Source organism: Kurthia sp. 11kri321, assembly GCF_001534765.1.
Lineage (GTDB): Bacteria > Bacillota > Bacilli > Bacillales_A > Planococcaceae > Kurthia > Kurthia gibsonii.
This window is the reverse complement of record NZ_CP013217.1, coordinates 173601-187647: the sequence shown is the minus strand read 5'-3', so window position 1 is coordinate 187647 and position 14047 is coordinate 173601. Positions and strand designations below refer to the sequence as shown.

The window sequence follows — 14047 nt, the reverse complement described above, 5'->3', positions numbered from 1 at the left end:
CTAAAGCGTACAGAAGGATTTCTAGGGTTCCGTAAACAAATTTGTTTAGACTGGTCCGAGAGAAATCCCGCATCAATTTGATGTGCCACGGAAGGACAAAAGCCTGGGAGTTTCACTGCATGATGCAGTTAAGCTCTCAGGTTTTTTTATGTACATAGAAGGAGGAATTTATAATGAAGCACTGGGCAGTTGTTGTTTTTGCTGCTGTACTCGAAACTTGTTGGGTTATTGGTTTAAAACATGCAGATACTTGGTGGGAATGGTTACTTACCATTGCCGCACTCGTTTACACATTCAAATTATTATTAAATGCAGGTGATCACCTACCTGTTGGAACAGTTTATGCTGTCTTTGTCGGATTAGGTACAGCTGGAACCGTACTAAGCGATATCGTTCTCTTTGATGCACCAATCGAATTTATGAAAATCGCATTAATCGGTGTATTACTAATCGGTGTGATCGGACTCAAAATGGTAACACCCGACCATACAGAAGGAGGTCAATCATAATGGCATGGATTGCGCTTATTTTAGCAGGTTTTTGTGAAATTTTTGGCGTTGCCATGATGAATCGCTGGCAACTTTATCGTAATTGGCAAACCATTGTAGCACTGATTATTGGTTTCGGTATTAGTTTAGCTTTACTCTCTTATGCAATGGAAACAATCCCTATGGGAACTGCGTATGCTGTTTGGACGGGTATTGGCGCTGCTGGTGGTGCACTTGTCGGTATGATTTTCTTCAAAGAATCAAAAGACTGGCGCCGTATTGTGTTTATTACACTTATTTTAGCTGCTGCTATCGGTTTAAAATTATTTTCTTAGCGTTTATAATGAGAACACTTATGAAGTTTGAAGGGGTGTTTTAATATGGAGATTTTTAAAATTACAGATGCTGCAGATTTAGAAAAGGCATTCTCAATTCGAAAAGAAGTATTTGTAGAAGAACAGCATGTACCGATTGAAGAAGAAATTGATGCCTATGACACATTAGACGGTGAATGTGAACATGTTCTATTAACAAAAGACGGTCAAGCTGTTGGTACAGGTCGAGTTCGCTTAGTAGACGACTACGGAAAAATCCAACGTGTTGCGATTCGATTAACAGAGCGTAAACATGGTTATGGTAAGGTCATCATTCAAAAACTAGAAGAACTTGCAGCAGCACGTGGTGCAACTAAAGCAAAATTAGATGCACAAGTTCACGCTATTGGTTTTTACGAAAAGTTAGGCTACACTGTTCAATCTGACGTATTTATGGATGCTGGAATTGAGCATGTACTCATGACAAAATCGCTACATTAAAAAAGAAGTCGTTTCTGTTTAGGAAGCGACTTCTTTTGTTATATTTTCTTTTTTCGGTGGTTTTATCACTGTATAAATAATCCCTCCAAAGATGAACAGCATACCGAGAATCTGCGTCATCGTTGGTCGGAAATCTAAAATCCAAATATCGAGTAAAATAGCGACTAATGGATCGACAAATACAAGTGCAGATACGAGTAATGTGGATAAGTTACGAATACTATTAAAGAATAAGTAATACACAAAACCTGTATGAATAAAGCCCGTTCCTAAAATATATAACCAATTACTCGTCGTCAATCCATGAAATACATCAAACTGCACCATTGGGAATAAGATGACAATCCCAACTATCGTTTGAACAAACGTTAGTGCATATGTAGATAAATGCTTTACCCCTCGCCCCACAAACATCGTCATCGCATAGCAAATAGCCGATAACATCGCATAGATGAAGCCCTCATTCCATAGTAAATGAAGCGAATCAACTTGTTGTACCCCTACGATTAAGATACTACCTAAAAAGCATACGACAATGGCTAAAATTGCCGGAATCGTTAGACGCTCTTTTAAAAAGATTCCGCCCAAAATCAGGACAAAAATCGGCGCTAAATTATAAATCGAAATCGCGAGCGAGATCTCCATTTCATTGAATGCTTTAAATAAAAACACCCAGTTAAATACGAGAAACACACCGCAAATTATCGTTTGAATAACTTCTTTTCGTGACCACTGCTCTGTTTTATAACTCTTCGTTATAAGCCATAAACCACCTAAAAACAATGTCGCACAAATACACCGCACAAATACCAATTCTTCTGCTGGAATACCTGTTTGAATCGTAAAAAAACCAACCGAACCGAAAATTGCCATCGAGATTGTGAGCTGAATGGCTGCTTGCATATTCATGTTGTCCCCTTCTCTCTATTCAGGAATATTCTGACTATTATACCATGAAAAAAGAGTAAAAAGCAGAATGCCTTTTACTCTCTAGATAATCGGAACCCACAGCTCAACGGATTCCTCACCTGTTTCCTTATTATATGCGTATTGCTCTAAAATCGGTGCCTTTCGAAAACGAAAATAATCCGCTTGACGAATCCGATGAAAGAAAGCAAAAGCATCATACTTTTCATTTGTACTCGTCGCAATCACATAACGTCCTGACGAGATGACAACATCTTCTGCATTCTCGAGTGGAATCGTTGAAGCACCTACAATTCCTGCATAATAAGCTGCGACGCTTAATTCCTCATGTTCTTTGGGAAAGAATACACCATACGTCACTCTCGGTACACGATGTTGTATTTTTAAAGCTTGGTTTAACTTCTTTCGTATCTCCATAATCGATGCTTGCGTTACCACATTCGTACGAAAACCGCGAATTCTAAACCCTACCTGTTCCTCTATCCGTACATACATAACGTCTACTCCCTTGGCCTTAAACTATCCATTTAAAACAATTCGTTTCCCTTTTCAACCATTTTAAAACATTATTTCTTTAAACGGAATGGAACGGTAATTAAAATAACATTTCTCTTATAAAGTAAATAGGTACGAATTAATAAACTTGATTGATTATGCAACATATTATGCCAGCCTTTTTTTACAATGAATTGTGGCACAATAACGGAAACATAATAATTTTTTTCACGTGCTTTTTTCTCCACTTTATCAATAAATTTTGTCAGTGGATTCACTAAACTACGATATGGTGAATACAGTGTAACTAAACGAATGTCTGGTTGCCACTTCTTCCATTTCGCTTCAAATGCCTTTAAATCTTCCTTATCGAAAGAAACATACACTGCTACAATCATATCGGGATTCAATGTTTTTGCATAGTTTAATGAATTACGCACCATCTTTGTAATGCCTGAAACCGGAATAATCATGACGTTCCCGTTCATCTCTGGTAACACTTCATCTGTTAACTTCAGTTGTGGACCAATACTATCATAGTGCGATTTTATACGGTGGAAGATGATGACCATAGCCGGAACAAAAATGAGAATCGGCCATACATATCCGAATTTAGTAACAAAGAAAATGGCTGCGACAGTAAATGAGATAATCGCTCCCACTGTATTGATTGTCAGTTTCCCTTGCCAGCCTTTTGGGCGTTCTCGTAACCATTTTCGCATCATTCCTGCCTGTGCCAGTGTAAATGGAATGAATACACCTGTCGCATAGAGTGGAATAAGACTCTCTGTTTTACCCTCAAATAAAATAATTAAGACAATCGCGCCAATCCCTAGTAAGACAATCCCATTGGAATAACCTAAACGGTCACCACGTACTTGGAACATGCGTGGGATATAGCCATCTTTTGAAAGATTAACAGCGAGTAATGGAAAAGCTGAGAAACCTGTATTAGCAGCCAATATCAAAATTAAGGCTGTCATTCCTTGAATAATGAAGTAGAAAATCCCTCTACCTACACTTTCCTGTGCAATTTGAGATACAACTGTCTGATGTCCATTCGGAGTTACACCGTAATAGTACGCTAGAAACACAATTCCTGAAAAAAGAAGAGCGAGTAAACCACCCATTGCTAACAATGTTTTTGTCGCATTGACAGGCTCAGGCTTTTTAAAATTTGGAATCGCATTAGAGATTGCTTCAACACCTGTTAAAGCCGAACTACCAGAAGCAAAAGCTTTTAGTAATAAAAAAAGTGTAACCCCAGCAACCGGTGTTCCAATTGCTGTATGATTCGTTGTCGGTACTTCACCATTTAGAATACGATAAATACCTACGCCAATTAAAATGAATAAAGATAAAACAAACAGATATACTGGATAAGCTAAAATCGTCGCTGATTCCGTTACACCTCGTAAATTTAAAATCGTTAAGATGATGACGAATATTACTGCCATCTCGACATTGTAATTATGAAGCGCTGGAAAAGCTGATGTAATTGCATCTGCTCCTGCTGAAACACTTACTGCAACGGTTAAAATATAATCAACAAGTAAGGCGCCACCTGCGACTAAACCTGCATTCTTCCCTATATTTTCTTTTGAGACGACATATGCGCCACCACCATGTGGATAAGCATGAATCACTTGTCTGTATGAAAAAATCAGTGCGACCAATAAAACAATTACACCGACAGCGATTGGAATGGAGTACCAAAATGCAGCTGCACCAACAGCCATTAATACGATGAGAATTTGCTCTGGTCCATACGCGACAGACGACAATGCATCTGAAGATAAAATCGCAAGTGCCTTTGTTTTACTTAATCTTTGATCCATCAACTCAGTTGACTTTAATGGGCGACCAATCACATATCTTTTCCATAAACCCATTTTTTACACTTCTCCTTCATATGTTTCAAACTCCATGATTCGCTAAAAAGAATACAAAAAAGCCTACAGGCACGAGAAATAGACCTGTAGACAAGTAATTTTTTGCCTAACAAGTTTCCATCTCTTCTCTGTAACGCTTACGAGGTTAGCTGTCGGATTCGGGCTGAGAGTAGCCCTACCTTTTTCAAAAGGATTCACCCCAAGGAATACATTTTCCTGTTTATGTGGTTCCCCCGCGTTTTTTAACTTCAGCGATTTAGAAATTTGAAACTTTTTAAATTGTGTTGTAATAATACTCCCACTTACGTCATTTGTAAATATTTAAGTTGAATTTTTTTCGTAAATTCTTAGCGCTCGATTTGCATAGTGCATCATGAGTAAGAATAAAGTAAGGGCAATTCCTACGAATAAAAATTTTGCGTCAATAAAATCAAATAATGCACCGAATAATAAAGAGCCTATCGGGCCCATGCCGACAGAGACCGTTTCAATCAGTCCAAATACACGTCCACGATAATGATCTTCTACCGAACGCTGAATAAGTACGCCAATCGGGGTATTCGAGCAAATATTCATTGCGGATATACTGAATAAAACCATCATATAAAAAACAAAAGTTAGCTCTTTTGAAAAATCGAAAAAGAGTGGAATTGCGATACTTCCAATGAACATACAAGCGAGAATAACTGCACGTCGAATGAAAATAAGTGGTCTTCGTAAATCACTACGAACAGATAAATAAATGGACGCAATCAACATTCCAACAGCACCTGCTCCTTGTATAATCCCTACATTCGTAGAAGGCATTTTTAATTGCTCTACAAGGATAAAAACAATGCCTACACTAATTGCTGAATTGAAGAAGTTTAACCAAATATTCATCCATAAAAGAGACTTCACAAGTGGTTTTTCTTTTAAATACTTTACCCCTTCTTTCATACTTTGTAGCATGCTTTCTTTTTCACGTTTTTGATGTTGTTCAAATAATGTAAAATCCATTGTGGCTTCTAAAATTAACGCGATAAAATAAGCGACTGCCATCGAAATTAAGAATACTTGCATCGAGACAAAACCATATAACATCCCCCCGATAACAGGTCCACCAATCCCGCCGATTGAATAGGAAATTTGATTAAATGATAACGCTTTTTGTAGACGCTTTTTCCCCACCATATTAGGGATCGCACTTGAAAATGCTACGCCATTAAATGCACCAATCGTTGAGAAAATAGCGGTAATTGTATAAATTGCAACAACAGATAAACCAAATAGCCATGTATGTATAATTAATAAAACAACAGATAACGTAATACCTGTCATACTCGCGACAACAATTCGTTTTTTCGGAAAACGATCCGCGACATATCCTGCAAATGGTGCAGCCAATGCACGCGGTACAACATTAAATACGATATTCGTTGCGAATGACAGTGCCGAGCCTGTAATTGATAAAATATAGAGACTAATACCAAAGCTAAATACCGTAAAACCAAGAGATGTAAGCATTTTACTAATGAAAAAAGTAATTAAATTACGCGTTGCACGCCTTTCAATTTGAAAATCCACAGATGCCCTCCTTTACTTCGGTTATCGTAATATTTTACCAGATACAGTCATTCTGTAAAGAGGATTTAGTTGGCAGACACACACTTTCCGTATTATATTGACACTATAGATGAAAAAAAGGAGTTTTAAATATGACGACTATTTTAATTGTCGATGACGACTCACGCATTGTAGAACTAGTGGAAACACATCTACTCGAAAAAGGCTATCAAACAATCAAGGCAGCAAATGGTATGGACGCATTGGATCAACTAAAAAAACATAGCTGTGACTTGGCAATTGTTGATGTCATGATGCCCTTCATGGATGGTTTACAACTCACAAAAGAGATTCGAAAAAAATACAATATCCCGATTTTATTATTAACAGCGAAAGACCAAATTACAGATAAAGAAGTAGGTTATGAAGCAGGTACAGACGATTATCTCGTCAAACCATTCGAACCACTCGAACTACTATTCCGTGTTAAAGCACTTCTTCGTCGCTATGATGTACAAGAAGATACATTACTTCGCATCGGAAATATTACGGTGAATACGAACACATTTGAAGTAACGGTCGATCAGCGTTCATTGTTCTTACCACCGAAAGAATTTGATTTACTTGTTTATTTTATTCAGCATAAAAAACAAATTTTAAGTCGCGATCAATTGATTGAACAAGTATGGGGCGCTGATTTTTCAGGAGATGAGCGTACAGTTGATGTACATGTAAAACGTCTGCGCGAACACTTTAAAGAGATTTCGCCTTTCGTTCAAATTAAGACGATTCGCGGCATTGGTTACATGTTGGAGGAAACAGAATGAAATCGCTCTATACAAAATTTGTTGTTTATACAGTAGCGATTATGATTGGTAGTGGTGTCATTGCCTTTCTCATTTCAAATGGTTATTATCAACAAAAGCTAAAGCCAGTAAATGATGCAAAGAATACACGAATTGCACTCGATATTGCAGAATTTGCAGATCGTCATCCAGATATGAACTTAACCGAATATCTCGAAAATACAGCGGCAGTTGGCTATCAATTTTACCTCGTAAAGCCTGATTTAAAAGGTGAATTTTTCGGCTCAGATTTCCGTGAAAAAAATCTAAGTAAAAAAGAAATCGAATCAGTTTTAGACGGTAATATCTTTCATGGTATTCAAAACTTCCCTCAATCCACCTTTGTTACAGGGTTCTTTGCGAATGAATTGCAAAACTCGATTGGTGTTCCTTTAAAGCATGACGGCAAAAACTATGCACTCTTTATTCGCCCTGATATTAAACTACTCTTCGGCGAAATGCATATTCTCTTTGGTATTCTCTTTGTTCTCACGATTGCACTTAGTATTGTTTTTGTATTCATTAGCACAAAATATTTAGTGAAGCCGATTCGCACATTAACATCTGCAACACAACAACTCGCTAATGGTAAATTTGATGTAGCATTGAATGTGACACACCGCGATGAAATTGGACAGCTTGCAAAAAGCTTTACACATATGGCAGAACAACTTGAAAAAAATGAAACCACACGTAAAGAATTCATCTCCAATGTGTCGCATGATATTCAATCACCATTATCTAATATCAAAGGCTATACGAACTTATTAGAAAAAGAAGATTTACCAGAAGAACAAAAGAAACAATATATCGAAGTCATTAACCGTGAGATTACACGACTATCTGAACTAACGAAACAACTTCTTCTTCTCACATCGCTCGATCAAAATAAATCAATGATTCAACCAACTGAAGTTGATATTGCGCAGCAAATTCGTTCACTCATCAGACAGTACCAATGGCAAATTGGCGAAAAAGGATTAATGGTCGGTTACACACTCCCTTCTTCTTGCGTCATTGAAGGCGATGCAACTTTCCTAAATACCATTTTCGATAACCTTTTAACGAATGCGATTAAATATAATGAAGAAGGTGGGCAGATTGATGTTTCGCTTCGTGAAACAGACTCGCGTGTTATTCTACAATTTAAAGACACTGGAATTGGTATGACAAAAGAACAGCAAGAACGTATTTTTGACCGTTTTTATCGTGCAGATACTTCACGCACACATACTGTTACAGGAACAGGACTAGGTATGGCGATTGTGAAATCAATGGTACAACTACATCATGGCTCTATTTCAATTGATAGTGAGTTAGATGAGGGTACAGTCTTTACTATTTCATTACCAAAACAACTAAAATAATCAAAGAAGAAATCGCTTCATCGAGCGGTTTCTTTTTATATTCCATTTTTTACCTCCATTTATTCATATTCTATTCATATTCCGACCGTATAGTAAGAGTATCAAGAAAAACGGGAGGAAAAAATTATGTTTTCACTATCACTAAAAGAAATTAAATTCTTTAAATTACGTTATATCCTCATCGGGTTTATTTTATTCTTCGTTGCAGCACTTGTATTTATCATCAGCGGCTTAGCAAATGGCTTAGCGAATGATAATGCTTCATCGATGAAAAATATGAATGCTGTTTCGTATTATGTTTCAAAAGACTCCGATAATCGAATGGATCGTTCACGCTTTACAGCTACTGACGTTGAAAAGATTAAAACGAACGATGCACAACCTTTAGGTATTCAAATGATGACACTAAAGGATAAAGAATCAAAAGAAAAACTAGACGTTACATTAATGGGAATTAACCCTAGTCAATTCTTAATGCCAACTGTTGTAGATGGCAAAACCATTTCAAACACATCAAATAATGATGTCGTTGTTGATAAGACATTAGAAAAACAAGGCGCAAAAATTGGTGACAAACTATATGCGGAAAACTCAAAAACAACATTAACAATCGTCGGTTTTACAGAAGACCAAACATATAGTCATACACCAACAGTGATTATGAATACAGACACATGGTATAAAATCTTCGGTGGCAAAGAGAATGCTGGATTTAATGCAATTGCCCTAAAAAATGATAATGCCACAACAAAAGCAGATGTGAAAAATGCAGTTGCTGACGGTAAATTCGTTCCAAAACAAGACCTAATCGATACAATCCCTGGTTATAGTGCTGAACAAAGCTCATTAATGATGATGCTTGCGTTCTTAATTGTCATTGCGGTATTCGTACTTGGTGCGTTCTTCTACATCATGACAATTCAAAAAGTAAATCAATTCGGGATTTTAAAAGCGATTGGCGCAAAAAACAAATTCTTAATCGGTTCAACAATGCTACAAGTACTTGTATTATCTGTTGTCAGCATTGGCTTAGCAATTGGCTTCGCATTCGTTTTACAACAAATCATGCCAAACGGAATTCCATTCGTCTTTGACTTTGCGTTAATTCTAAAATTCGGTGGCGCATTACTTGTTGTTTCACTATTAGGTGCTTTATTCTCAACAACAAGTATTGTGAAAGCCGATCCACTACAAGCAATGGGGAGAGCTGAATAATGAATACACCATTACAACTTGTCAATATTCAAAAACATTTTAAAGATGGCGATAACGAAATCGAGATTTTAAAAGACTTAAACTTGAGCGTAGAAAAAGGCGAGTTTGTCGCAGTTGTCGGTCCATCAGGTTCAGGGAAAAGTACGGTATTATCCATCGCAGGTGCTTTACAAAGTGCCGATGGTGGTGAAGTCGTAATCAACGGTCGCGATATTAACCAATATAGCGATAAAGATAAATCGGACGTGCGTTTAAAATCAATCGGCTACATTTTCCAAGCAGCTAATCTTGTACCATTTTTAAATGTGTACGATCAATTAAAGCTTGTGACTGAACTTGCAGGTGATTGGAATGACGAAACGAAAAAACGTGCAGATGATTTACTAGAATCAGTTGGTTTAGCAAATAAAGCGAAAAAGACAGTTCAACATTTATCAGGCGGTGAAAAACAGCGTGTTGCAATCGCACGTGCTTTCATGAACGACCCTGATATCATCCTTGCCGACGAACCAACTGCAGCACTTGATGCCAATCGTAGTAAAGAGATTGTTGAATTAATCGCTAAAGAAGTTCACGATAAAAATAAAGCAGCCATCATGGTAACACATGATGAATCTGTCCTTCACTACTGCGATAAAATTTATGAAGTACATGATAAAAAATTAAGATTACGTAAATAACAAAAAGAGCCGAATCCATTATTTCAAAATGGGTTCAGCTCTTTTTTCATTCTTGTAAAACATGTTCATCGATTTGTTTCAAGTGATAATAGATGCCTTGTTGTTCAATTAAATCTGCATGTGTACCTACTTCTGCAATACGTCCCTCATCCACTACAAGAATCTGGTCCATCTGTTCCAACCCTTGTAGGCGGTGGCTAATCATGACAACCGTTTTCCCTTTCGTTTTTTGAATGAGTTTATGATGCAAACGTTTGGTTGTTGCAGGGTCAAGTGCAGAAAATGGCTCATCTAGTAACCAAACAGATGTATTTTTCAGCCACATGCGACCTAGTGCAAGTCGCTGCTTCTCCCCACCTGATAGGTTTTCGCCATGCTCTAACACTTGCATGTTTAAATCAAAATCAAGTTCCATCTCTTTTAATACATAGTCTAATTCTTCGTCTGTCGCAATTGGTTTTGCGATACGTAAATTATCACGAATTGTACCATAGAAGAAGTGATTTTGTTGTAACAATACCGTTGTCTTCTTCCATAAATCTTCGGATTGAATTTCTTCAAGCGGTTGTCCTGCAATTCGAATTTGCCCACTTGTTGGGTTATAGAGGTCGAGCATCAATTGGAAAATAGTCGATTTACCAGAGCCACTCGCGCCGACAATCGCTGTTCGCGAACCTTGTAAAGCCATAAATTGAATGTGTTGTAATGTGTCTTCAGCTTGCCCTTCGTATCGAAAAGATACATCTTGAAAAGCAATTGAAAATGGTTGCTTTTTAATAAATGTACCAACATCTGTTTCTTTACCAAAGTCCTCTTGTTCAATCATTTGTAAACGGGTCATCGCTTGATCCGACTCTTTCTCAAATGTAGGAACGAGTGCCATTGGAATCGCTAAATCAAACACCGTCAATGTAATTAACACGAGCATCGCTAAATATAAACCATTCAATGAACCTGTTGTCACAAAGTATGCACCAATCACGAGTACCGAAGCGACAGTCAGCATGGATACGAATGCATTGAGTGCTTGGTCACGAATAAGTGCCTTACTCTCCTTATGCTGTTCCTCTGCATAGGCATCCGCAATCGCTGCTACTTCATCCATTTGTTCATGTAATGTATGACTAATCGTTAAATCTCGATAGCCATATAAAACTTCCGTCATCTCCGTTGAAAGTGCCGCACGCTTTTCTAGCTTATGTTGCCCTACTTTTTCATGTCTTTTCGTTCGTAGTGTAGGAATAACAACTGCAGTTAAAATGAGACTGACTAGAATAACGAGCGCAATCCATACCGAGTAAAACATCGTAAAGAAAATCGTACAAATAAAGACAATTGCCAAAACAATCGGTGGATAAAATACTCGTAAAAAGAAATTTTGAAGTGACTCTACATCGCTGACAATACGCGATAGTAAATCACCACTACGATATTTTGTGAAGATACGTGGTGCTAGTCGTTCGAGTTGGTCATAAAAGGTCATACGAATATTACTCAATATTTTCAACGTACCTTCATGTGAGATAACTCGTTCAAAATAGCGACTTACTGATTTTGTAATGCCAAATAGTTTTAAACAAGCTGCTAAAATTAAAATAACGTAAAGTGGTGGTTTTAAAGAGGCTTCCGAAATGATATATCCACTCATCGCAAATAGCCCTGCAGCTGTAATACCACCAATACTTCCTAAAAGAATGGAGATGAGAACAGCTTTTCTTTCTTGCATGACTAAATTAACAAGTACCTTCATGTCGCTCGCCCCCTACCATTTCACGATAAATCGCACTCTTTTGAAGTAATTCCTGATGTGTACCTGTCTGTTCAATTGTTCCATTATGAACGAGTAGAATTTGATCTGCTTGTTGAATCGTATGCAAACGATGCGCCACTGTAATGACGGTTCGTGTTTGTGCTAATTCATCCATTACACGCTGTAACAATTGTTCTGTTTGCACATCTAAGCCCATCGTCGGCTCGTCAAAGAAGACAATTGTACATTGTTTATAGAAAGCACGCGCAATCGCTAGGCGCTGCTTCTCGCCGCCCGACATACCGCGACCTGCTTCGCCTACTGCTGTATGCATACCATTCGGTAATGTCGCAATCCAATCGCCTAATTGAGCCTGTTCAATTGCTCGCTGAATGGCTACTTCATCACAAGCACCTTTCTTCATTTGAATATTTTCTGCAATCGTTCCCGTAAATAAATACGGATGTTGTGAAATATAGGCAATCTGCTCAAACCAAGCATCTTTCGAGACTTCTTGACGCAGCTTCCCATCGATTTTCACATGACCTTCTGTTAATTCATATACACCAGCCAGAATGTTTAGAAGCGTCGTCTTACCCTGTCCTGTGGGTCCTACAATCGCTGTTCGACTATTCGGAGGGACTTTCACATTCAGTTGTTCTAATTTGAACGCATCACCATATTGAAAAGCACCCTGTTCAATCGCAATACTTGGTTGTTGTTCAAGTGACTGTGTCCCCCATTTTACTGGCTCGATTGGACGCTCTAATTCCTCTTCTAAAATTTCAGCTGCAGCCATAGAACCACGCCCTGAATGGAATGCACTACCTAAGTCTTTAATCGCATTATAAAACTCAGGGGCAATCGCTAAAATGAAAAATGCAGGGGCAAATGTCATCGTTTCAAATGTAATCATTTGATACGCAATTTCGATGGCAACTAGTCCAATTCCAAGTGTTACAACTAATTCAATGAAAAATGTCGAAGCAAACGCAACTTTTAAAATACTCATCGTCGATGTTTGAAAAGCACGATTATTCTCAGCTAGTTCTTCGCGTTGTTGCTTCCCTTGACCAAATAATTTTAATGTTTGTAGTCCTTGTACTAAATCTAAAAACTTCCCTGAAAAAAAGGTCAGTTCTTTTAATTGTCGTTCTGATTTTTTTTGCGTTTGTAAACCAACAATAATATACGCAACCGGAATAAGCGGCGCTGTACATAAAAGAATCAACCCGCTATAAATATGTGTCATAAATACGGCTATTAATAGGATGAACGGTACGAGCATCGACTGGATCACTTGTGGCACATAATCTCGGTAATAACTTTCTAACTGGTCAATCATCTCAATTAACATTGTCACTTTGCTACCGGTCTGTCCTTTGACGGATATCTGAAGCGGGTCTTGTTGCCACTTTTTAAGCAGTGACTGGCGGACACGTTTTTTCACATTCGTTGATAGACGGACACCTAATTGGCGATTTACACTCGTACAAATAACACGAATAATAATCGCACCAATTAATACTGCTATATAAGGAAATGTCGCTGAAAAAGCAGACTTTTTAATAAACACTTCATTGACAATTTGAACAATTGCATAAGACTGCGCAATAATTGCTAACCCTATACAAATAGAAAAAATAGCATTCCCTACTAAAACACCTTTTTGTCTCATTGCCCATTTTTGTAGCCATATCATGAAATTGCACCTTCTCTCTTAATTCCACTATAGAAGAATTTATTATGCTTTTCTTGTTCCAATACCCTTTTCTAGACAGAATTACTTTTTCATTCACAAAAATTACATCGCTTCTTCACAAACGTGAAAAGTTTTTGAAGTTTCGTCATAATTTTTAGAATGAGAGGCGAATGATTCGATTCCACAACCCAATGTCCCGTTCCGCCGAACCAATGTCTCGTTTTGTTGAGCGAATGTCTCTTTCTACAAACCAATGTCCCATTCCACACTCCAATGTCCCATTTCTCCGAGCGAATGTCCCGTTCCGCCGACCCAATATCCCCTTT

Annotated in this window: 13 protein-coding genes and 2 riboswitches; of the genes, 7 read left to right on the top strand and 6 right to left on the bottom strand. The window is 37.7% G+C overall.

Annotated elements, in window-relative coordinates; genetic code table 11:
- Nucleotides 1-10: 10 nt before the first annotated feature.
- Nucleotides 11-112: riboswitch (guanidine-I (ykkC/yxkD leader) on the top strand.
- A gap of 58 nt (nt 113-170) precedes the next feature.
- From ASO14_RS01020 to ASO14_RS01010, 3 genes are read left to right on the top strand one after another with little or no spacing between them, the layout of a single operon-like run.
- Nucleotides 171-509, top strand: a complete 339-nt coding sequence (locus ASO14_RS01020; protein ID WP_269465201.1) for a DMT family transporter — start codon at nt 171-173, stop codon at nt 507-509.
- Nucleotides 509-823: a DMT family transporter gene (locus tag ASO14_RS01015; protein ID WP_068450411.1), complete on the top strand. Its 315-nt coding sequence runs from the start codon at nt 509-511 to the stop codon at nt 821-823. Before ASO14_RS01020 ends, ASO14_RS01015 begins: the two co-directional genes overlap by 1 nt.
- Before the next feature lie 45 nt (nt 824-868).
- On the top strand, nt 869-1303 hold the full coding sequence (locus ASO14_RS01010) for a GNAT family N-acetyltransferase (protein ID WP_068450409.1): 435 nt from the start codon (nt 869-871) through the stop codon (nt 1301-1303).
- Between the two features lie 18 nt (nt 1304-1321).
- Here the strand turns inward: ASO14_RS01010 and ASO14_RS01005 are convergent, their stop codons facing one another.
- From ASO14_RS01005 to ASO14_RS00990, 4 genes are all read right to left on the bottom strand, one after another.
- Entirely contained in the window at nt 1322-2212 is an 891-nt protein-coding gene (locus tag ASO14_RS01005) for a DMT family transporter (RefSeq protein WP_068450407.1), read from the bottom strand.
- A gap of 81 nt (nt 2213-2293) precedes the next feature.
- The gene (locus tag ASO14_RS01000; protein ID WP_068450405.1) at nt 2294-2725 is read right to left on the bottom strand and encodes a GyrI-like domain-containing protein; all 432 of its coding nucleotides are present in this window, start codon (nt 2723-2725) and stop codon (nt 2294-2296) included.
- A 71-nt stretch (nt 2726-2796) separates the two neighbouring features.
- Nucleotides 2797-4617, bottom strand: a complete 1821-nt coding sequence (locus ASO14_RS00995; RefSeq protein WP_068450403.1) for an APC family permease — start codon at nt 4615-4617, stop codon at nt 2797-2799.
- A gap of 119 nt (nt 4618-4736) precedes the next feature.
- Nucleotides 4737-4881, bottom strand: a riboswitch (cyclic di-AMP (ydaO/yuaA leader).
- Between the two features lie 57 nt (nt 4882-4938).
- Entirely contained in the window at nt 4939-6183 is a 1245-nt protein-coding gene (locus tag ASO14_RS00990; RefSeq protein WP_068450401.1) for an MFS transporter, read from the bottom strand.
- A gap of 131 nt (nt 6184-6314) precedes the next feature.
- Here ASO14_RS00990 and ASO14_RS00985 point away from each other — a divergent pair, with 131 nt between their 5' ends.
- The 4 genes from ASO14_RS00985 (at nt 6315) to ASO14_RS00970 (ending at nt 10269) form a co-directional block, all read left to right on the top strand.
- Nucleotides 6315-6989, top strand: a complete 675-nt coding sequence (locus tag ASO14_RS00985; protein WP_068450399.1) for a response regulator transcription factor — start codon at nt 6315-6317, stop codon at nt 6987-6989.
- Entirely contained in the window at nt 6986-8374 is a 1389-nt protein-coding gene (locus ASO14_RS00980) for a sensor histidine kinase (RefSeq protein ID WP_068450397.1), read from the top strand. Before ASO14_RS00985 ends, ASO14_RS00980 begins: the two co-directional genes overlap by 4 nt.
- 126 nt (nt 8375-8500) lie before the next feature.
- Nucleotides 8501-9589 carry an ABC transporter permease gene (locus ASO14_RS00975; protein ID WP_068450395.1) on the top strand — a complete coding sequence of 363 codons (1089 nt, stop codon included), beginning with the start codon at nt 8501-8503 and terminating at the stop codon, nt 9587-9589.
- Nucleotides 9589-10269 (top strand): ABC transporter ATP-binding protein, encoded by a 681-nt coding sequence (locus ASO14_RS00970; RefSeq protein WP_068450392.1) that lies wholly within the window; start codon nt 9589-9591, stop codon nt 10267-10269. Before ASO14_RS00975 ends, ASO14_RS00970 begins: the two co-directional genes overlap by 1 nt.
- Before the next feature lie 46 nt (nt 10270-10315).
- Here ASO14_RS00970 and cydC read toward each other — a convergent pair whose 3' ends face one another.
- Nucleotides 10316-12019, bottom strand: coding sequence for a thiol reductant ABC exporter subunit CydC (gene cydC / locus ASO14_RS00965; protein ID WP_068450390.1), 1704 nt, complete (start codon nt 12017-12019; stop codon nt 10316-10318).
- Nucleotides 12003-13721 (bottom strand): thiol reductant ABC exporter subunit CydD, encoded by a 1719-nt coding sequence (gene cydD, locus ASO14_RS00960; RefSeq protein ID WP_068450387.1) that lies wholly within the window; start codon nt 13719-13721, stop codon nt 12003-12005. The genes cydC and cydD overlap by 17 nt, the downstream gene beginning before the upstream one ends.
- Nucleotides 13722-14047: the final 326 nt, after the last annotated feature.